The sequence below is a fragment of the Bacillus sp. 11C genome, from assembly GCF_055486375.1.
In genome coordinates, this window is record NZ_JBUPVZ010000018.1 from 1 (window position 1) to 21,069 (window position 21,069).

General features: G+C 43.6%; 20 protein-coding genes, 2 tRNA genes and 1 rRNA gene. All 23 read right to left on the reverse strand.

Features of this window, described 5'->3' with window-relative positions; all coding sequences use genetic code 11:
- Window positions 1-59: ribosomal RNA gene (locus tag ACY3LV_RS18600) — 16S ribosomal RNA — on the reverse strand; the annotation flags it as partial.
- 368 nt (window positions 60-427) lie between these two features.
- On the reverse strand, window positions 428-1,927 hold the full coding sequence (gene lysS / locus ACY3LV_RS18605; RefSeq protein ID WP_333519487.1) for a lysine--tRNA ligase: 1,500 nt from the start codon (window positions 1,925-1,927) through the stop codon (window positions 428-430).
- A 91-nt stretch (window positions 1,928-2,018) separates the two neighbouring features.
- The gene (gene dusB, locus ACY3LV_RS18610) at window positions 2,019-3,020 is read right to left on the reverse strand and encodes a tRNA dihydrouridine synthase DusB (RefSeq protein ID WP_464864285.1); all 1,002 of its coding nucleotides are present in this window, start codon (window positions 3,018-3,020) and stop codon (window positions 2,019-2,021) included.
- Between the two features lie 13 nt (window positions 3,021-3,033).
- The gene (locus tag ACY3LV_RS18615; RefSeq protein WP_014112324.1) at window positions 3,034-3,252 is read right to left on the reverse strand and encodes a helix-turn-helix domain-containing protein; all 219 of its coding nucleotides are present in this window, start codon (window positions 3,250-3,252) and stop codon (window positions 3,034-3,036) included.
- The gene (gene folK / locus ACY3LV_RS18620; RefSeq protein ID WP_148964478.1) at window positions 3,204-3,707 is read right to left on the reverse strand and encodes a 2-amino-4-hydroxy-6-hydroxymethyldihydropteridine diphosphokinase; all 504 of its coding nucleotides are present in this window, start codon (window positions 3,705-3,707) and stop codon (window positions 3,204-3,206) included. The genes ACY3LV_RS18615 and folK overlap by 49 nt, the downstream gene beginning before the upstream one ends.
- Window positions 3,704-4,066, reverse strand: coding sequence for a dihydroneopterin aldolase (gene folB / locus ACY3LV_RS18625; protein ID WP_148964477.1), 363 nt, complete (start codon window positions 4,064-4,066; stop codon window positions 3,704-3,706). The genes folK and folB overlap by 4 nt, the downstream gene beginning before the upstream one ends.
- Entirely contained in the window at window positions 4,059-4,916 is an 858-nt protein-coding gene (folP, locus tag ACY3LV_RS18630) for a dihydropteroate synthase (RefSeq protein ID WP_464864286.1), read from the reverse strand. Before folP ends, folB begins: the two co-directional genes overlap by 8 nt.
- Window positions 4,898-5,779 carry an aminodeoxychorismate lyase gene (pabC, locus tag ACY3LV_RS18635; RefSeq protein ID WP_148964482.1) on the reverse strand — a complete coding sequence of 294 codons (882 nt, stop codon included), beginning with the start codon at window positions 5,777-5,779 and terminating at the stop codon, window positions 4,898-4,900. Before pabC ends, folP begins: the two co-directional genes overlap by 19 nt.
- Complete coding sequence (gene pabA / locus ACY3LV_RS18640; RefSeq protein WP_148964475.1) at window positions 5,779-6,363, reverse strand: aminodeoxychorismate/anthranilate synthase component II; 585 nt, start codon at window positions 6,361-6,363, stop codon at window positions 5,779-5,781. Before pabA ends, pabC begins: the two co-directional genes overlap by 1 nt.
- A gap of 13 nt (window positions 6,364-6,376) precedes the next feature.
- Window positions 6,377-7,789 carry an anthranilate synthase component I family protein gene (locus tag ACY3LV_RS18645; protein ID WP_464864287.1) on the reverse strand — a complete coding sequence of 471 codons (1,413 nt, stop codon included), beginning with the start codon at window positions 7,787-7,789 and terminating at the stop codon, window positions 6,377-6,379.
- Between the two features lie 163 nt (window positions 7,790-7,952).
- Entirely contained in the window at window positions 7,953-8,879 is a 927-nt protein-coding gene (cysK, locus tag ACY3LV_RS18650) for a cysteine synthase A (protein WP_148964473.1), read from the reverse strand.
- Between the two features lie 75 nt (window positions 8,880-8,954).
- Complete coding sequence (locus ACY3LV_RS18655) at window positions 8,955-9,848, reverse strand: peptidyl-prolyl cis-trans isomerase (RefSeq protein WP_464864288.1); 894 nt, start codon at window positions 9,846-9,848, stop codon at window positions 8,955-8,957.
- A 48-nt stretch (window positions 9,849-9,896) separates the two neighbouring features.
- A complete protein-coding gene (hslO, locus tag ACY3LV_RS18660; protein WP_148964471.1) occupies window positions 9,897-10,772 on the reverse strand; it encodes a redox-regulated molecular chaperone HslO in 876 nt (291 codons plus the stop codon).
- Window positions 10,773-10,783: 11 nt separating this feature from the next.
- The gene (locus ACY3LV_RS18665; RefSeq protein WP_148964470.1) at window positions 10,784-11,560 is read right to left on the reverse strand and encodes a type III pantothenate kinase; all 777 of its coding nucleotides are present in this window, start codon (window positions 11,558-11,560) and stop codon (window positions 10,784-10,786) included.
- Between the two features lie 190 nt (window positions 11,561-11,750).
- Window positions 11,751-13,664 (reverse strand): ATP-dependent zinc metalloprotease FtsH, encoded by a 1,914-nt coding sequence (gene ftsH, locus ACY3LV_RS18670; RefSeq protein WP_148964469.1) that lies wholly within the window; start codon window positions 13,662-13,664, stop codon window positions 11,751-11,753.
- A 97-nt stretch (window positions 13,665-13,761) separates the two neighbouring features.
- Entirely contained in the window at window positions 13,762-14,304 is a 543-nt protein-coding gene (gene hpt, locus ACY3LV_RS18675) for a hypoxanthine phosphoribosyltransferase (RefSeq protein WP_464864289.1), read from the reverse strand.
- The gene (tilS, locus tag ACY3LV_RS18680; RefSeq protein ID WP_464864290.1) at window positions 14,301-15,719 is read right to left on the reverse strand and encodes a tRNA lysidine(34) synthetase TilS; all 1,419 of its coding nucleotides are present in this window, start codon (window positions 15,717-15,719) and stop codon (window positions 14,301-14,303) included. The genes hpt and tilS overlap by 4 nt, the downstream gene beginning before the upstream one ends.
- Window positions 15,720-15,822: 103 nt before the next feature.
- Window positions 15,823-16,839 carry a serine/threonine protein kinase PrkT gene (prkT, locus tag ACY3LV_RS18685; protein WP_148964467.1) on the reverse strand — a complete coding sequence of 339 codons (1,017 nt, stop codon included), beginning with the start codon at window positions 16,837-16,839 and terminating at the stop codon, window positions 15,823-15,825.
- Window positions 16,805-17,542 carry a VWA domain-containing protein gene (locus ACY3LV_RS18690; protein WP_333562272.1) on the reverse strand — a complete coding sequence of 246 codons (738 nt, stop codon included), beginning with the start codon at window positions 17,540-17,542 and terminating at the stop codon, window positions 16,805-16,807. Before ACY3LV_RS18690 ends, prkT begins: the two co-directional genes overlap by 35 nt.
- An 84-nt stretch (window positions 17,543-17,626) precedes the next feature.
- A complete protein-coding gene (gene spoIIE, locus ACY3LV_RS18695) occupies window positions 17,627-20,110 on the reverse strand; it encodes a stage II sporulation protein E (RefSeq protein WP_464864291.1) in 2,484 nt (827 codons plus the stop codon).
- Window positions 20,111-20,310: 200 nt separating this feature from the next.
- Window positions 20,311-20,382: transfer RNA gene (locus ACY3LV_RS18700), tRNA-Glu, on the reverse strand.
- 9 nt (window positions 20,383-20,391) lie between these two features.
- Window positions 20,392-20,468 (reverse strand) — tRNA-Met (locus ACY3LV_RS18705).
- A gap of 167 nt (window positions 20,469-20,635) precedes the next feature.
- The gene (locus tag ACY3LV_RS18710) at window positions 20,636-21,022 is read right to left on the reverse strand and encodes a S1 domain-containing RNA-binding protein (RefSeq protein ID WP_003218379.1); all 387 of its coding nucleotides are present in this window, start codon (window positions 21,020-21,022) and stop codon (window positions 20,636-20,638) included.
- Between the last annotated feature and the right edge of the window lie 47 nt (window positions 21,023-21,069).

Genomic DNA, 21,069 nt, shown 5'->3' on the forward strand with positions numbered 1-21,069 from the left:
TGCATGTATTAGGCACGCCGCCAGCGTTCGTCCTGAGCCAGGATCAAACTCTCCGATAAAATGGATCACAGGTTAAGTCCACCGCATCCTGCGGTGACACCTGTGTGACCTGCGTCGTGCAGGCCTAGTTTGACTGACTACGCACATCACTGTGCGATTTTTAAAAAATGAATTAACAGGTACGTTTTGTCTTGTTTAGTTTTCAAAGATCATTTTGCTCACTTCGTTTAAGCGACTTTATTATTATATCTCGTTAACTCAGTGAAGTCAATAATTTTTTTCAAAGTTTTTTTCGTTATCGCCTTGTTTAGCGGCAACGAATAATAATATACCACCTTGTAAATAATAGTGCAATAGTTTTTTTGAAGAAATACTTAAGAATTTAAAAAGAGCGGCATCCCTTAAATAGAGATGCCGCTCTTCTTTATTAACGCTGTCTCATTTGCGGGAATAACAGCACATCGCGAATAGAAGGTGCATTGGTCAGCAGCATAACCAGACGGTCAATACCGATGCCTAAACCTCCTGTTGGCGGCATACCGTATTCCAGAGCTTCAACAAAGTCTTCATCCATTAAATGAGCTTCATCGTTACCGGCTTCACGTTCTTTTAATTGCGCTTCAAAGCGCTCTCTTTGATCAATAGGATCGTTCAGCTCAGTAAACGCGTTTGCATGTTCACGGCCAACGATAAACAGTTCAAAACGGTCTGTGAAACGCGGGTCCTCAGGATTTTTCTTAGCAAGAGGAGAGATTTCTACAGGGTGTCCGTAGATAAACGTTGGCTGAATAAGAGTTTCTTCAATTTTTTGTTCGAAGAACTCGTTAATGATATGGCCTACTGTCATAGAATCTTTAATCTCTACGCCATGTTCATTTGCGTATTCACGCGCTTGTTCAACAGAAACCTCTTCCCAGAAATCAACGCCAGTCGCTTCTTTGACCGCATCAACCATGTGGATTCTTTTCCATTCCGGTTTAAGGTCGATTTGTTCTTCCCCGTATTGGATCGTAGTTGTTCCAAGCACTTCTTGGGCGATATGAGCAACGAGGTTTTCAGTTAAGCTCATGATATCTTTATAGTCCGCATATGCTTCATATAACTCAATCATCGTGAATTCAGGGTTATGACGTGTAGAGACACCTTCATTACGGAAAACACGGCCGATTTCATATACTTTTTCTAATCCGCCGACAATCAGACGTTTTAGGTGCAATTCGATTGCGATGCGCATATAGAGCGGAATATCTAACGCATTGTGATGGGTGATAAACGGACGTGCAGAAGCGCCCCCAGGAATGCTGTGCATTGTTGGTGTTTCTACTTCTAAGTATCCGTGATCATCAAGGTATCTTCTCATAGCTTGGATGATCTTGCTTCGTGCGATGAACGTATGTTTGCTGTCTGGATTTACGATAAGGTCCAGGTAGCGCTGACGATAGCGCTGCTCAACATCTTTCAAACCATGGTATTTGTCAGGAAGCGGACGAAGCGCTTTTGTCAGCAATTCAAAAGAAGTTGCTTTAACAGACAATTCGCCTACATTTGTTTTGAAGACTTTTCCGGTTACGCCGATAAGATCACCGAGGTCAGAAGACTTGAAGACTTCGTATTGCTCGTCACCAACACTGTCTTTTCTTACGTAGATTTGGATTTGGCCTTCTAAGTCCTGAAGATGCGCAAAGCCGGCTTTTCCTTTGCCGCGTTTTGTCATCATACGGCCTGCGATTGTAACTTCAATCGCTTTTTCTTCCAACTCTTCTTTAGTTAGATCTTGATATGCCGAAATAACTTCCTGAGACTGATGAGTTCTCTCAAAACGTTCGCCGAACGGATCAATGCCGTTATCTCTCAGCTGATTCATTTTATCGCGTCTGACTTGCAGCTGGTCGTTCAATTCTTCATGGTTTTGCTCTTCTTGACTCATTGTTATCACTCCATTACAGATATTGTTTCATGAAAGAAGCAGAAAAACTGCCAGCACAAAACTGGCAGTGAGCAGCAAATAGAGGTGAGTATTATCCTACTTTTGCGTCTTGAAGCTCTTTTGCCTCAACTTCAACAGTAAATGCATCTAAAAGCTGTACAAGCTCTTCTCTTGTCTCGCAATGATTGATTTCATTACGAACCTTTGCATTGCCTTTTACACCTTTCAGATACCAAGCAGCGTGTTTTCTCATTTCTCTTACCGCTACGTTTTCACCTTTTAAGTTAATCAGGCGGTCAAGGTGTAGTTTGCATACCGCCATTTTTTCGCGTACTTGCGGCTCTTCTTTTAATTCGCCTGTTTCAAGGTATTGAACCGTACGGTAAATCATCCACGGATTGCCCAGTGCGGCGCGTCCAATCATGACACCGTCTACTCCTGTTTCCTCAAGCATACGCTTAGCATCTTGCGGCGTTTTGACATCTCCGTTTCCGATAACCGGAATCGATACTGATTGTTTTACTTCTTTGATGATGTCCCAGTTTGCCGTTCCTTCGTACATCTGAACTCTTGTACGGCCGTGGAGCGAAACTGCTTTCCCGCCCGCACGTTCTATAGCTTGTGCGTTTTTTATTGCGTAAATGTGGTCTTCATCCCAGCCCATTCTCATTTTCACTGTAACTGGTTTATCAACCGCATCCACTACTGCAGAAACCATTTCGTAAATCTTATCAGGATCGAGAAGCCATTTCGCTCCCGCATCACATTTTGTAATCTTTGGTACAGGACATCCCATATTAATATCAATAATATCAGCAGTTGTGTTTTGGTCTACAAACTTTGCCGCTTCCACAAGGTTTTCCTTTTTTCCTCCGAAAATTTGAAGGCTGAGCGGTTTTTCACGTTCATCAATGTAAAGCATACCCATGGTTCTTGCATTGTTGTAAAGGATCGCTTTGTCACTGACCATTTCAGCGCATACCAATCCAGCACCGAATTCCTTTACAGTCAATCTGAATGCCGAGTTGCAGACACCAGCCATCGGGGCAAGCACAACACGGTTTTTCAATTCAATATCACCGATTTTAAACATTTTTAACCTCCCTTCATTTGTTATCTTTTTCTGGCGGCGCTAATTCGTCCGCGCTTATATTTAAAACATCTGCTGCACCTTGAATGATGGCAGCTGACGGCAATCGGTTTCCGCGTTCAATTTCGCCGAGAATAGAAACTGATATACCTAACGCTTTTGCAAATCCTTCTTGAGTATAACCTTTCAGCTTTCTGAATGCACGAATTCGTCTACCCCAGATTTCTGCTTCCATACTCTTACACCTTCTTGGTCTGTTTCCGCGCTTGTTGCCTCTTTTTCAACCTGCGGGCAAATTTCCGCAAGCGGAGCAAGGACAAACAAACGCTCATACATTCTCGGGTGCGGAACAATTAGTTGCTCTGTTTCAATATTTTCACGATTAAACAGCAAAATGTCAAGGTCTGCCGTCCGCGGTCCCCATCTTACTTCCCTTGTTCTGCCTAACTCATTTTCTATATACTGCGTCAGTTCAAGAAGTTCAAAAGGGTTCAGCGACGTCTTGATTTCAACAGCCATATTCAAAAATTCATCTTGATCTTCGTATCCGACCGGGTCAGTTTCGTAAATAGAGGATACTTTAGTCACTGTCACCGCATCATGCTGGTGCAGCAATGCCACCGCTTGCCTTAAATACGTTTCTCTATCTCCAATATTAGACCCAAGCGCAATATAAGCTATGTTGTTCATGATTTTTTTCTCGTGATTTCAACCGCTACTGATTTATAGTGTCCGGGAATTGGCGGATCGGGCTTAATGACTTTCACAGTACATTGCTGCACCGGCTGAAATTTCTCAAGGACAGTTTCAGCAATACGTTCCGCCAGCGTTTCCACCAATTTGACAGGCTCCCCTTCTACGATATCTTTACATACGTGATAGAGCTCAGCATAGTTGATCGTTTGTTCAAGGTCGTCTGTTTGTCCTGCTTTGCTTAAATCCAGCTCAGCGGTTAAATCAACTTTAAACCGCTGACCAAGCTTATTTTCTTCTTCGAACACACCGTGATATCCATAAAACTCCATGCCTTCCACATAGACCTTATCCATGGTGCTCCCCTCCCTTATTCAGCATCGCGTCCATCATTTTCGCCATTCTGGCAATTTGTTTTACGTCATGCACCCTGACAATGTCACAACCTTTTTGAATGCCGAGACACACAGTCGCACCTGTGCCCTCAGTCCGCTCCTCAGGCGGAAGATCCAGAACACGTCCGATGAATCTTTTTCGGGAGGTTGCCAAAAGCACCGGATACCCCAGTCCGCTGAAAATCTCGAGTTTGTTCATCACTGCCAAATTATCGTGATAGGTTTTCGCGAAACCGATTCCCGGATCAAGAATGATGTTCTTCTCCTCCACACCGGCCTCAACAGCGATTTTCACACTCTCCAATAAGTCCGATAGCATATCCGGTAATAAGTCATTGTAATTTCTCTCTGGTCGGTTATGCATGAGAACAATTGGAACATTGTGTTCAGCTGCAACAGAAGCCATCTTCGGATCATGTTTCGCTCCCCAAATATCATTGATGATGCAAGCGCCGGCTTTAACAGCTTCATCTGCGACAGAAGCCTTGTACGTATCTACAGAAATCGGCACGCCCAGTTCTTTTGTGATCCGCTCAATCACAGGAATCACTCTGGACATCTCCTCATCCTCTGAGACATACTCGGCGCCGGGCCTTGTGGATTCTCCTCCGATATCAATGATATGGGCACCGTCCTCGATCATCTCTTTCGCGTGCAGCAATGCCTTGTCCAAGCTGTCATATTTTCCGCCGTCTGAGAAAGAGTCAGGCGTTACGTTTAAAATACCCATTACCAGTGTCTTCTCTTTATATGATAAAGCGCTGGGCTTAGTGTGGATTACTTGTGTTTGGTCTATCGTTTGCCGCGCCATTCTCTTCCTCCCTTTTCATGAATCATGTTCTTTATTTCTTTTTTGTAAAGCGTTTGAAGAGCAGAGGCTGCTTCTCCGCTTTGACCCGCATAGTTTACTTCTTCTATTTTAGTAAACGGGATGATTTCCAGAATCGAATTTGTCATCCACGCTTCGTCAGCTGTCAAAAGAGTTTCCAGCTCGTATCGGCCCGTTTTAAGTTCTAGTCCTATTTTCTTTGCATTTTCAATGACAAAACGTCTCGTGACGCCGTCCAGAATACCTGTGTTAATTGACGGAGTGTAGATGCAGCTCCCTTTTCTCCAGAAAACATTCGATATGATGCCCTCCGCGACAGCTCCATCCTCCGTTAAGAAAATCCCTTCGACACGCGGATCATTTCCGATTTCCCTTTTCGCATACATATTATTTAAATAATGATGAGATTTTAACCGGAACGGCCCTTCTGGTGTGTTTCTGCGTATCGATAAAACCTTACCTTCTTTTTGGAATGGAAGGCTTTCTGGTTTCAGCTGGTTCACAATGCATAAAACGGTTGGGTTATCGTAAGTCTGGGCAACAAAGCCTTTATCGCTGATTCCGGCTGATATGTTCAATCTGACGCGGGCATTGCCATCCCTGATATCATTCAGCCAAAGCAGCTTGTCCAGCATCTCAAGAATCTCATGCTTTGAAACAGTATATTCGATTTGCAGATCCTGAAGCGCACGCTCAAGCCTTTCTATATGCCAATCAAACAAAAATGGGCAGCCTTCGTAGAGCCTGAAGGTTTCAAAAACACCGATCCCATATAAAAATCCATGGTCAAAAGGAGAAAGAACTGCATCTTTCTCCTCTATATACCGGCCGTTAACATATATCATCACGCAATAACTTCCTTGCGGTATGTCTCAATGAAATTTCTGAGCATTTCTTTCCCAAAGGAGGTCATAATAGACTCCGGGTGAAATTGCACGCCCTCTATCGGGAGGTCATTGTGGCGAATCGCCATGATTTCTCCTTCTTTCGTTTGGGCTGTTACTGTAAAACAGCTTGGCAGCGTCTCAGGTTTTACGATCAGCGAGTGATAACGAGTCGCGACAAGGGGATTTTTCAAACCTCCAAAGATTGTCTTGCCGTCATGCTCGATATCAGAGGTTTTTCCGTGCATAAGCCGCTCTGCCCTCACCACGTCACCACCAAACACTTGTGCGATGGACTGATGTCCGAGGCATACACCGAAAATGGGAATTTCCCCTGCAAAATGCTTAATTGCTTCAAGACTGATTCCTGCCTCATCGGGGCTGCACGGTCCCGGTGAAATCATCAGAAAATCCGGAGACAGTTCGTCAATTTCTTCGATCGTGATGTCGTCATTGCGTTTCACAATCAGTTCTTCCCCAAGCTCGCCCAAATACTGCACCAAGTTGTACGTGAATGAATCGTAGTTATCAATCATTAAAATCATTTCTCCGCTCACCTCATCTGATTTTTGTCTCTGCTTTGCTCAGCTCTAACGCCTTTTGCATCGCAAAAGCTTTTTTGAATGATTCTCTGTATTCGTGCTTTGGAACAGAATCAATCACAACTCCTGCGCCGGACTGCATGAATGCCTGCCCTCCGGTTGCATAAATGGTTCGAATGACGATATTAAACTGCAGATCGTTGTTATATCCAAACCACCCTATAGATCCAGTATAAAGCCCGCGGCGTGTCGGCTCAAGCTCTTCTATAATTTCCATCGTTCTTACTTTGGGAGCACCTGTTATGGTCCCCCCGGGAAATACAGCATGAATAATATCCACAGCATCATATCCATCCTGCAGTTCACCTTGGACGTTAGACACAATGTGCATTACATGCGAGTATTTTTCAATGGCCATGAATTCATTTACGCGCACGGACCCGTACCGTGATACTCTCCCCAAGTCATTTCGCTCAAGATCGACAAGCATGACATGTTCAGCGCGTTCTTTTTCATTGTGGATCAATTCGTTTACGAGTGCCTTGTCTTCTTCATCGGTTTTCCCTCTGGAACGAGTGCCTGCAATCGGTCTCGTCTCTAATAATTTGCCCTTTTTGCTGACAAGCAGTTCAGGTGATCCGCAAATGATTTGGAAATCAGGTGTTTCCAAATATGACATATAAGGAGAAGGATTTACTTCTCTCAGGGCTTTGTAAATTTGATATGGGTGGGCAGACATTGACTGTGACTGCCTAATTGATAGATTGACTTGAAACACATCTCCGCTGGCAATGTATTGTTTAATTTTCTCTACAGCTTGCGAGAATCCATCCTCGGTAAATGGCGCCGCGAAGGAACCGTCTGTTTCATGCTTCATCTCTCGCGAAGGGACAACCGGAAGCTCAGCCAGCCACATTCGCTCCAGCTCAGATAACTTTACGTCCGCAGATTCGTGATCAGAACCATTAACATGAGTAATCAGCCACAGAGACTCTTCTTGATGGTCATAAACTGCTATATCATCAAAAACAAGAAAATAAATATCTGGCGTTTCCAAGTCATCTAGTGAGAGCATTTTAAAGTTTTCAATGTAACGTGCGTAATCATAGCTGAGAAACCCGATTGCCCCGCCTTGAAAATCTGGAAGCTCGTGATTTGTTTCTGTTTCCAGCGTTTTAAACCAGCTATGGAACGCGCGTAATGGATCACCTTCTTTAAACAGTATTTCATCTCCATGCTTAATCGTGGTAATCCCGTCTTTTCCTTTTACTGTCGCAATTGGATCAAGACCGGCTATACTGTATCTGCCGCCTCTTGCACTTTCAAGCAGCACATGCTGTTTTTTGGATCGCGCAAGTTTCTCAAATTGTTGTAAGAATGAATCTTTTTGAAAAGGTACTTTTTTGCCTGCCGGTCTGCGTTGTGCCATTTATATCATTCCTCTATTTTCTTTTTTGCTTGTTTTTTATTGTAAAGCAATCTTGTTAGTGAAAAAAGTGAATTTCTCTTCCAAGAATAACATTCGTCACAGACACGGCATATTTGATGCACGAATATAAAAAAACTCCCGGCGGACCGGGAGTTTGACTTTTTTAATCGAATTGATACAGCGGCGTGCTCAGATAACGTTCACCGTTACTTGGAATGACGGCCAATACTTTTTTGCCTTTTCCGAGTTTTTTTGCTACTTGAAGAGCAGCATAAATTGCCGCGCCTGATGAGATGCCTCCGAGAATTCCTTCTTCACGTGCAGCTCTGCGCGCATATTCGAATGCTTCTTCATTCTTCACAGGGAAGATTTCATCGTATACTTCTGTATTTAAGATGTCAGGCACAAATCCAGCTCCGATTCCCTGAATTTTATGAGGGCCTGGTTTTCCTCCTGAAAGCACGGGAGAGTCTGACGGTTCAACAGCGTAAATTTTGACGGAAGGGTATGCTTCCTTCAGAACTTCGCCCGCTCCTGTAATCGTTCCGCCTGTACCGATACCGGCTACAAATGCATCAAGCTGATCATCACCAAATTGCTCAACGATTTCTTTACCCGTTGTTTGGCGGTGAATTTCTGGGTTAGAAGGATTATTAAACTGTTGCGGCACAAAGTATCCGTGCTTTTCAGCAAGCTCTTCAGCTTTCTTAATCGCGCCTTTCATGCCTTCCGCGCCAGGAGTCAGCACAAGCTCAGCACCGTATGCGCGAAGAAGGTTGCGGCGCTCCATGCTCATTGTATCAGGCATAACCAAAATGGCTTTTAATCCTTTAGCCGCAGCAACCATCGCAAGCCCGATTCCAGTATTTCCGCTTGTCGGTTCAATGATTGTGTCACCGGCTTTTAATTTCCCTTCTTTTTCAGCAGCTTCAATCATAGCTAAACCGATACGGTCTTTTACACTGCTTCCAGGGTTCATGTATTCAAGCTTAAGATATACATCTGCACTGTTTTCATCTGCAAGGCGATTTAATTTAACGATTGGCGTATTCCCGATTAATTCAGTAATGGAGTTTGCTACACGTACCATTCTCGACACCTCAATTTCCGACTATTTGTATTGGTATTATGTATATAATCTATCAATTTCAAAATTTTTTGTCAATCATTTAGTACTTTTTTCCCCATAAAACCAAGATACATCGGCTTCTTTCCAAAGCGTTTTGACTGTAGCTTTATCACCTAACTGATCCATTGCGATTTGCCGTCTGATCTGATCCTTCACTTCATCATATGAGAAAGTTCTCGCCTTTAGTTTTTCTTTCAGCTGAATAACGGCATATCCGTTACTGACCTTTATCGGTTCGTCAGACCATTCATCCTCTTTGAGTGTTTTTGCTTCTTCAATGTATGCTGACGGAATGTTGTCTGATGCTTCTGTGACAAAACCTAAATCTCCGCCGTATGGTGATGTGTATCTGTCTGTAGACCTTTCCGCCGCAACAGCTTCAAAGCTTGAGCCGCCTTTCAGTTCCTTCAGGACTTCTTTCGCTTCTTCTTCATCTTTTACAACAATGTGCCGAATTCGATACGAATCATCAAACTGATACAGTTCTTTATTTTTATTATAGAATGATTTCATTTCTTTGTTTGAGATATCAATATCCTTTGTTAACAAGTCTTCAAGGAGGATATTATAACGAATTTGGTCTTTCCACTCTTTCTCTGTTGTACGTTCGTCTTCGTAAAAGGAATTGTTGACCGCTTTAATCAGCAAAAACTCCCCATCAATTTCACTTTTAGACACTTTGAGATTGTTCTTTTTGGCGAGCTGCTCAACGACTCGGACATTGATCATATCTTCAAGTGTCGATTTCCCATATTGATCTTCCATTTCTTTCAGCCATTCTTGTCTTGTCACACTTTTGCCTCCGACAGTCGCAATAGACTCATCGGATGGCGATGCACCGGCTTGGGATTTTGTCAGCGTATATGCAACGGCAATACAACAAGCCAACAGCGACCCTAAAATAATGGTCCAGATTGTTCTTGATTTCAAACCTGCTTTCAGCCCCTTTTCTCAAATTCAAAAAACCCGCTAAAGAGCTTAGCGGGTAGTTTGGTCACGAAGCCCTTCCAGCTCTTCTTTTGTAAATAAGTACTTTTCATTACAAAAATGGCATACTGCTTCGGCTTGTCCATCTTCTTCTATCATATCTTGTATTTCTTTTTTGCCTAGTCCTAAAATGGCTGTTTCGAAACGTTCTTTTGAACAAGGACAATGGAATCTAACAGGCATCGTTTCCAAAATCTCAGGCTTCTCACCTAGGACTTCTTCTAATATTTCTTCTGGTGTAAGGCCTTTTTGGATGAGCTTAGAAATCGGCTCTACTTGGGATAGACGCTGTTCGATTTTTGTGATGGTTTCATCATCGGTTCCCGGCATAAGCTGAATAATAAAGCCGCCTGCCGCAAGAATGGTGTTGTCAGGATTCACGAGCACACCGACACCCACAGATGAAGGAACCTGCTCCGAAGACACAAGATAGTAGGTGAAATCATCTCCCAATTCGCCTGAAACAATTTCTACTTGTCCTGTGAAGAACTCACGCAACCCTAAATCTTTTACGACACTTAACGTTCCGCTTGTTCCAACAGCACGTCTAACATCAAGCTTGCCTTGTTCATTTAAATCAAAATGAACTTGCGGGTTAGAGACATATGCTCTGACTTCCCCTTTTGCATTGGCATCAGCCACAATTGCTCCGATTGGACCTCCGCCCTCGACTTTCACAGTCAGTTTATCATCGCCCTTCAGCATAGCCCCGAGCATAAGAGAAGCTGTCATTGTACGGCCCAGTGCAGCGGATGCTGTCGGCCACGTGCCATGTCGTCTTTGTCCCTCGTTTACCATATCAGTTGTTCTCGCTGCATAAGCGCGCACTTTTCCGTCATACGCAAGTGCTTTTATTAAATAATCCATTACAAAACCTCCTATACACTTCCTACGCGGTTTCGTTCATAAATCAATTCCAGCCCTTTTAGGGTTAGGAATGGATCAACGATATCTATGCAATCTGATTCATTTGCAATGAGCGACGCAAGGCCTCCTGTCGCAATGACCTTTGGTTCCTGTTTTGCCTGCCATTTCATTCGCTTGACGATTCCTTCCACTTGACCGACATAGCCAAATAAAATTCCAGATTGCATCGCGCTAACAGTGTTTTTTCCGATAATATTGTCAGGCCGGGTGATTTCGATACGTGGAAGCTTTGCCGCACGCGAGTAAAGCGCCTCTGTTGAAATCGTAATCCCAGGAGCAATCGCCCCGCCCATGTATTGTTTGTTTTCATCAATATAGCAATACGTTGTGGCAGTTCCAAAATCAACAATAATTAACGGATTGCCGTATAAGTGTATCGCAGCGACAGCATTTACGATTCTGTCTGCTCCCACTTCTTTCGGATTGTCATATTTTATATTTAAACCTGTCTTCATACCCGGACCGACAATTTGCGGTTCGATATGAAAGTATTTTGTGCACATTCTTTCTAATGCAAACATGATCGGCGGCACTACTGATGAAATAATAATGCCATCTATCTGTTCAAACATGAGCCCGGAATGCTCGAATAAGGAGCGCAAAATCATCCCAAACTCATCTTCTGTTTTATGCCTGCTTGTTTCTATACGCCAGTGATATTCTAATTCTCCATTATGGTATACACCAAGTACAGTATTGGTGTTCCCCACATCAATAACCAGTAACAACCTCTATCACCACTTTTGAATAGTTTCTCTGCATTACTTTTACAAACATTCTACAATACCTTACACGATCAGCGGCTCATTTGTAAACAAATCGAAACCAGAATTGGATGATTGTAAAAGCAGCTGCTGAGGCGGGATTTACATAAAAAAACTGCCAGCGTCAGCCGGCAGTTTTTAGAAAGAAAGCGAATTACTCTTTTGTATCGTCTTTCTTTTCGTCTGTTTTTGTCAGAATGTTTACTTTCACGTCATCGTTCTTCTCATCATCAGAGAAATTGCGTTCAGGCAATGATCCATGATCGACAAGGTGTTTGATTTGTTCAGCATCGAGTGTTTCAACTTTCAGAAGCGTTTGAGCAATCAATTCAAGCTTGTCACGATTTTCAGTCAGGATTTGTTTCGCACGCTCATAACATTCTTTGATAATGCGCTGAATTTCCTGATCAATTTCGTAAGCGATTTGATCACTATAGTTTTGTTCGTTGTTGAAATCACGGCCTAAGAATACCTGACCACCCTGAGACTGTCCAAATTGCAACGGACCCAGTTTTTCTGACATACCGAATTCTGTAACCATTTTTCTAGCAATATTCGTCGCACGCTGGAAGTCATTGTGCGCTCCTGTGCTGACTTCACCGAAGATAATTTCTTCAGCTACACGTCCGCCCAAGAGGCCGACAATTTTATCAAGCAGCTCCGGCTTTGTCTGGAAGTAACGGTCTTCTCTTGGAAGCATAACCGCATAACCGCCAGCCTGGCCGCGGGGAACAATCGTTACTTTATGAACCATATCAGCCTCATCTAAAACGAGTCCGATAACGGTGTGTCCGCCTTCGTGATAAGCCACGATGTTGCGTTCTTTCTTGGAGATAACGCGGCTTTTCTTAGCAGGTCCGGCAATCACACGGTCCGTCGCTTCGTCAATATCACGCGCATCGATTTTTTTCTTGTTTTGACGAGCCGCCACAAGAGCAGCTTCATTCAAGAGATTTTCCAAGTCAGCGCCTGAGAAGCCAGGTGTTCTCATGGCAATTGACTTCAGGTTAACCGTTTCATCCAGCGGTTTGTTTCTCGCATGGACTTTCAATACAGCCTCACGGCCAATGACATCTGGGCGGTCCACTGTGATTTGACGGTCAAAACGTCCCGGACGAAGTAAGGCTGGGTCCAAGATGTCCGCACGGTTCGTCGCAGCAATGATGATAATGCCTTCATTGGCGCTGAATCCGTCCATTTCAACAAGCAATTGGTTTAGCGTCTGTTCACGTTCATCGTGTCCGCCGCCGAGACCCGCTCCACGCTGGCGTCCAACTGCGTCGATTTCATCAATGAAGATCAAACAAGGCGCATTCTTTTTCGCATTTTCAAACAAGTCACGCACACGGGAAGCACCGACACCTACAAACATTTCAACGAAATCAGATCCGCTGATGCTGAAGAAAGGTACGCCAGCTTCACCTGCACAAGCTTTGGCAAGCAATGTTTTACCGGTGCCCGGAGGTCCGACTAAAAGCACGCCTTTTGGTATTCTTGCGCCAACCTCGGCAAACTTGCGGGGATCTTTCAGAAAATCAACAACTTCAACGAGTTCTTGTTTTTCCTCGTCCGCCCCTGCAACGTCTTTAAATTTGACGCGTTTCTTTTCCTCTGTATACAGCTTCGCCTTGCTCTTTCCAAAGTTCATTACACGGCTGCCGCCGCCTTGAGCCTGATTGAGCAGGAAGAAAAACAGAATAAAGATAATGACAAACGGGATGATGGTCGTCAGGAACGTCACCCATCCGCTTGTTTCTTGAGCGGGCTCAACCTTTACGTCTGTCTTTTTCAAAGCATTAAATATCTGGTCTGCTCCCTTTCCTTCAGGAACATGACTCAAGAAGTATTGATCTTTGTCGTAGTTTTTCAGCTGTCCTTTTACCTCATAAACACCTCTGACAGGCTGAACCGATACGCTATCAACTTTCCCGTCATCCAGATTTTTGATAAACGTACTGTACGACATATTTTCTGTTTTCGGATTTGAGGTCTGGAAGTAGCTCACAACCCCGATTACTACTAATAAAATAAGTAAATAAAAAATGGTATTACGGAAGACCCGATTCATTCCTTACCTCCTCCCACAGTAAGCACAACTATGTTCAATAGTACCATAGAAAAACATTCCAATACAAACAATAACCACCTCGGAAGCAGGATGCCGATCAGCTTTCATAAACTGCCGGTTTTAACACTCCGATATAAGGCAGATTGCGATAGCGCTCAGCATAATCAAGTCCGTAACCCACTACAAACGCTTCAGGGACTTCAAAGCCTACAAAGTCTGCTTTAATGTCCGCTTTTCTTCCGCTCGGTTTATCCAAAAGGGTAACAATCTTAATTGATTTTGCTTTACGGTATCGGAAGAGCTCTACTAGATAACTTAAGGTTAACCCACTGTCGATGATATCTTCAATAATTAAGATGTCCCGGCCCTCTACAGATGTATCCAAATCTTTGATGATTTTTACTTCTCCAGAAGAAACCGTGGAATTTCCGTAGCTTGATACATCCATGAAATCCATTTCCAAATATGTATCAATATGCTTGATAAGATCCGCCATAAAAGGAAGCGCTCCTTTTAACACACCGATTGCCAGCGGAAATGTATCTTGATACTCACTCGTTAAGTCTGCGCCTAACTCTTTTACTTTCTCTTGTATCTCTTCCTCTGAGATCAGTACTTTCTCGATATCATGTTTCATCATGATTTTGCTTGCCCCCTACACTTTTCATGCTGTCTATATTGTAATACAATGCGGTTGCTGTTTGGAATCACAAGATCTTCAAAAATTGATTTTTTCAAGCCCGGTATCCAGATAATTTCACCGCTTGCATCTGTCACAATCGGCCAGTTGTCTCTTTCTCGGAGAGGCAATTTCTTATCAATAAATATATCCTTTACCTTTTTTGAGCCGTTCATCCCTTTTAGTTTGATCCGGTCTCCAGCTTTTCTTGTCCGAATCGTTAAGGGAAATCGCACCTTTTTTTCACTTGTAATAAAAACAGCATTCCCATGTTCTTCAGGCGATTCCGCATGACGCTTTGCCTCTATCAGAAATCCATTGGGGAGCACTGCCGTTTCATCAGCAGCTCCGCTTATTTGGTATTCAAAGGGAACATTTTTGCACTGCCATTGTTCAAATGTAAACAAACATGTCTGATATGATTTGACCACCCTCAATCCTTTCGGAAAATCCAATACTCCTGAAGGACTGCCCTTTTCCGCCCAATCGAGAAATTGCTGAATGTGATGAGCTGAAAAGGATGATGGAACGTTTTCATAAAGATAGTTTAATATTAGTTGAACTCCTCTTCTTTGTAAAGGCATCGGGAGGGCAAGCAATAGAGAGGTATTGATTTCAACTGATGTATTAGACTGGCTTGTGATTACTTTATTCATTTCGTCTTTCGTTAATGACTGTAAGAAATGCTCATCTTCCGTCAGTGCCTCGCTTACTTTCTGAAATCTTTTATGCACATCCGGGGACTCCTGTTTCAAAAACGGGAGCACTGTTTTTCTAAATCTGTTTCTTGTGTAGTCATCTTTGGCGTTGCTTTCATCCGTCCGGTACCTCAAGCCGTTTTCACGGCAATATTGAAGGATCTCTTCCTTTGTAATGGTTAAGAACGGCCTGATGATCCGCCCCGTACCAAAACGTCTGACCGGCTGCATTCCCGCAAGTCCCGCTCCAAGCGTGCCCTTAGCCAGTCTCATAAGCATCGTTTCAACCTGGTCATCACCATGATGCGCAAGCGCCAGATAGTCCGCTCGATGCTTCGACATGATGTCCTCAAAAAACTGATAGCGGCAATCACGTGCTGCAGCCTGCTTATTAAGAGCTTTTTCCTGTGCATAGGCAGTTACATTGATTTGGGCTGTTTCGCACGCGAGCTGTTCAGCCTTGCAATAAGCTTGGACAAAACGCATGTCCTCCTCGGATTCAGCGCCCCTGAACCGATGGTCAACGTGGGCCGCAATCATATTCACTGAACGGCCGTATAACGTATGCAGCGCGTGAAGAAGAGCCATTGAGTCCGGACCGCCAGAAACGCCTACAATGATTGTCGCCCCTTTTAACGCAAGATTGTGTTTGTTAAAAAAATCTTTGACACTTTTCACAATGTCCTCCTCGCAATGAGCAGGTATTTTAAAGATATTCATATCCTATCACTTTCAATCCTTCCAAGCAAAGAAGAAGCATAGGCTTTGCAGATTGTGCCATTCAGATTAAGAAAAAGATAATGTAGGCGAAATAAAACGCTAAAACGCTGATCACGATAAGCGTTGTTTCAAATAACCCTCCCGACTTAGCCGCTTTCTGTTTAGGGGTATATCGCGTCTTCGTTACTTTCCCTTGACGCGGTTTTTGCTGTCTTTGTCTTGTGACAGGCTGCGGCGGTGCTTTTGCAGCCTGTTTTCCCTGTACTGCCTTTTGCCCTGCATCGAGCATATCCTTCTTCATTTCTTCTGCGGATTGGTAATCTCCGTTCAATGCTGAAAAAAGCACTTTTTTGTACTTTTGCAGCAATGTGTTTCCTTCGATTAGAGACCTAAGCTGTTCCTTAGGCTGGTTTGTTTTCTTGAATTCTTTTTTATGCACGCTGTTGATCATAATCATGGCAACTGCGAACAGATCGTAGGAGGGCTCAGCTTTTCTTGTTCCATACCCCCAATAGCCCCTGTCGTAAAACTCGGTATACTCTTTTATCGCCCGGCCTTCCTTTGTTGTGCCGCCTACATCAATGCATCGGATTCTTGCGGGCGGACCGGTTACGATCAGATTATCAGGTTTAAGATCGCCGAATATCCATCCTTGCTGGTGAAGCACCGATAAGCTGGATAACAGCTGAATCATCAATACCGGTATCCATTCTGCTCCTTTATCACTGATATAATTTAAAAGCAGCGGCCCTTTTATGTATTCCATTGCGTAAAATGAAACCTTCGTATTGGTTGTGGGAATATAGGCATCATCTGTATCAAAAAAAGAAGGCCCCATCGTAACGGACTGGGCCTTTGAGAAAGATTTCAAGACATTCACTTCAGAAGTAATAGACAAGCTGTCATCACTCACCTTTAAGGCAACATGTCCATCTGATGCTTCTGCCAAATACACAATTCCATTGGCCCCTTTTCCAAGCTGTTTACGCAATGTATAAGCGTTTCCGTTCCACTTGCCTTTGATTGTCATACCCGGCTTAAGGCTACATGCCAAACTCGTCAAAGCGTCGTTCATCATCTGCCAGCATGCTCCTTCTTGAGCGGATTTTTTCAAACTGCAGTGTCGCTTCGCGTATCGCCGGACCTGTTGGGGTGATGCCCCCTGTAGACAGCTTTGCAAAGAGCGTGGAAAGAGATTGCAGCTTCGGTGTCCAGTTCAGCACAAGCTCAACCTCTTGTTTTTTCCCGGGAAATATACACATCGCAAATTCGTTATTCCCGATTCGAGAATTGAGGCTGACAGACAAATCAATCAACGCCTCTTTTACAGTTGGAAGCTTAGGCGCCATACTTGCACTTATATCAACAAGAACCAAAACCTGAAGATGAACCGTTTCTCCAAGCTCGTCTACCACTTCCATGACTTCACCGCGTTTTTCGGGTGAAAGCTCCTCCATCTCCACATTCTTTCCGAGGATTTGTTTCAGCTCTTGATTGACTACACCTTGTAAGGTTTGCGTCATCGCTTTTTTTGTTACCATTTGCACGGTTTGTGAAAGCTGAGATGCATAAACGACTTGATGCACGCCGCCTCCGGCAAGCGCAATCCCTTCGACTTCCTTCATCGCTTCAGGATCAATTTGGTTTTCTTCCATTATACCAATGACGTTTACCGTAATCCCCTGTTCTTTAGCATAAGCAGCCATTGCAAGCGGGTCTTCCCCATGATTCGAGCAGCCATCCGTTATCAGCAAAATTTGATTTAAATGTCCGTTATTCACATTCATTCCTCCTGGAGAATACGAGGATTCTCAGATTCATATATTCCCATCTTCGCCAGAAGAAATTTGATTTATACGAAAGCGTTATGAAATTTCTTGTTTGTTTTGAAAAATGGCCGGAACAGGAATAGATGCCCACTTCGGTGTATTGTGGTCAATCCGGACGACAACAACTGTCATATCATCCTCAATTTGGCCGGATCTCGTGCGAATGACTTCCTCCATGAGCAAATCGGCAATCTCCTGCGGGTCATCTGTTTTTAATCCCTTCATTTTGCGTTTCATCCATAAATCATGATTTTCCACATGCTTAGGGCCCTCAAAAATGCCGTCACTCATCATAATCAAGAGGTCGCCCGCTTTCAGCTGCTCACTCACAACCTCCACATCGAATTCATTAATAATACCGATTGGCAGATTGCTCGCTTGAACTTTCATTACCTGGTCGCCCCGTTTGATAAAGCTAGGCGTCGAACCGACCTTCAAAAATTTACAGCTGGCATCTTGAAGATCGATAATAGATAGGTCAAGCGTGGAGTATATCTCGTCAGTTGTCCTTAGGGACAGTATGCTGTTGATCGTTTTAATTGCTATTTTTTCATCAATGCCGGATTCAAGGATTTTCTCAAGAAGCTTGATCGTTTCATTGCTTTCGAAGTGCGCCCTTGCACCATTGCCCATACCATCACTAATTGCCGCAGCATATTTTCTGGCTCCAAGCTCTATCATGCTGTAGCTGTCGCCGGAGACAAGGCCGCCGCCCTTCGCAGCGTGAGCAGCACCTGTAGATACCCTGTATGATTTTGTTGATCCAAAGGCGACATGACTGTACCCATTCGGATGCGGGGAGTGCTGTTCGGCTTTCACAAGAATTTGTTCTTCCAAAATATCAGAAAGCATAGGGGCAATAATTTTTTCACTTTCTCCATGTCCGCTGAACGGAATGGTCATTTCAATATCGATGTTTCCTTGTTCAAGACTATAGATCTCCACATGCTGAATCTCGATTCCGAAATGCTGAAGAGCCTCTATGATTTGTTCTTCCTGCAGAAAGTGCTGTTCTCGCTCTCTTTTTATTTCCCGAGAAAAGTCTGCCATGACTTCTGAAACACCTAAAAGCTGTTCAGCAACTAAACGTCTGCTGTCCTGCACTTTTTTCTTGAGTGTCAAATGGGCATGGTGATGTGCGAGTTCGTCCTCAATCAGCTCTTCAACCTGCTTTGATTTAGAACAATACTGATGAAACTCTTTTTTCAGCCTTCGGTTTGATGCATATTCTTTTTCTTCTGTTTCAAGCATAACTTGTTTCATTAAGTCATATGTTTTATCAAAGTTCTGTACCCAGCACCTGTTTTTCTTGTAACACGTCTGGCAGGAATGCTCTGTGATTTTGCTTAAAAACAGATCAACTTCGCTGTCATCTTCCGGTTCGTCTGATGCTTGATAAAAGGTGGCAAAGCTTTCAGACAGCGCATGGAATACATTGGAGAACTGGTCTACCTTTTGAGCAGTGACATCTCTGATTTTCCTTGCATATTGCTGCTGCTCCTGAAGATGCTCTACAGTTCCCGGAATATATCTCGCCACTTTCTTTGTAATTGATTGAGGTGTAAGCAAAAACAGGCCGACTGCGATTAATGACTCATAGAGTGTTGTCATCAGACCGGCAGAGCCTTCACCATATAAAGAAATAAGAAGTGATCCAACGATCAGCCCGATTGCTGCGCCCGCTTTTTTCCCTTCCTTCAGCAAACCGCCTAATAAACCGGAAAAAGCGAGCAGACTCATTTGATAGAGATTTCCGATATTCGCCAATCCAAGAATCAGACCGGTCACGACACCAACCGTACAGCCAATGCTTGCACCGCCAATAAAGGAAAAACTCAACACAACATAACGTGCCAATATATGTTCTGCCTGCATACCTTGGTAGGACAAGCCGGCAAGCCCCGTCAGAACGGAAGCAATTAGGATCATAAAGCAAATAATTTCTTCTATTTTCAATGATTGTTTCACTTTTTTCATGGTAAAAATCGGAAGGCTCTGAAGGAAAATCAGCGTCAAAATAAAGGATAGTCCAGCTTCAACCACAGCCATTACATAATCATAGGTTGTAAACACGCCATTTTGAGCGTACACAAATCCGGCTCTTGCTGCAGCCATGGAGAAAAACACGACAATCGGGAGTGCTTTCACGCGATCGTCGGTGATGAAGGCGGCCACTTTAGAACATACGAAGAATGCCAGCAAAGCCGCTAGTATGAGCAATGAGTGCTTCGGAGAAATGGTCAGCGCACCCGCAAGCACAGCCAGCACCGCATAAAGCGCCTTGTCTCTTCTGATAAGAAGCATCGCTCCAAAGAAAGGAAGTGCGAAAGGAAGCACCTCGGATAATATGAAAGCACGTCCAAGCAAAAATCCAATGACGACATAAATGAACCCTTTATAGAAAAACAGTGAATGCAAATGATGAGTCACTAGCTTCGCGCTCCTGTTAAAAAACGATTGGAGTTTTTCCAAAGCTTGTCCCGCCATTGGCCCGTTCACTCTTCTTTCTGCTTTTTCCATTCCTCTCATCTCCCACCTGTTATATTCGTTGCCTGTCATTATAGCGAAAGCACAGATAGGATTTTGTCAAAAGAAGGGAACAAGACCAAAGAAGTCTTCGACGGTTTCTGCCTAGATATTCGTTTATCAAAAGAATATCCGGAATGTTGTCTAAAAATGAAAAAAACCGGTTTCTGTATCAGAAACCGATTTCCTTAGGATGACCCGTACGGGATTCGAACCCGTGTTACCGCCGTGAAAGGGCGGTGTCTTAACCGCTTGACCAACGGGCCAAACAAATATGGTAGCGGCGGAGGGGATCGAACCCCCGACCTCACGGGTATGAACCGTACGCTCTAGCCAGCTGAGCTACACCGCCATATTGTTTTATGCTTCTAAGCACAAGTTATATAATACAAAGGTTTGTCCTTTTCGTCAACAGAAACTTTAATGTTATAATTTTCTGATTTTTAAAGCAGGGGCGAATTATAAAAAAGCATCCGTCGGGATGAACGGATGCTTCATTTATTTATAGAAAGCAGCAAGTTATCCTCTTCTTGCTCCGCGCCCTCCACGTTTTGATTCCGTATTGCGTTTTAAAGATGACAAGCGATCTTCGCTGTCTTTTAAAAACTTATTCATTTTCTGTTCAAAAGATTCTTTCGGACGGAAATCATTTCTAGGTCTGGCTTGCGGACGGTCTTTAGCTTTTTTAATAGATAAACCAATTTTCCCGTCTTTTTCAACGTTGATGACTTTCACTTCAACTTGGTCGCCGACTTTTAAGTGATCGTTAATGTCTTTGACATAGTTATCAGCTACCTCACTGATGTGAACGAGACCGGTTGAGCCTCCAGGCAATTCAACAAATGCTCCAAAATTTGTAATACCTGTAATTTTCCCTTGCAACTTGCTGCCAACTTCAATCGACATAAAAAAAGTGCTCCTCCTTAGGCTTATAAAAAGATCGTTTGCTTAAT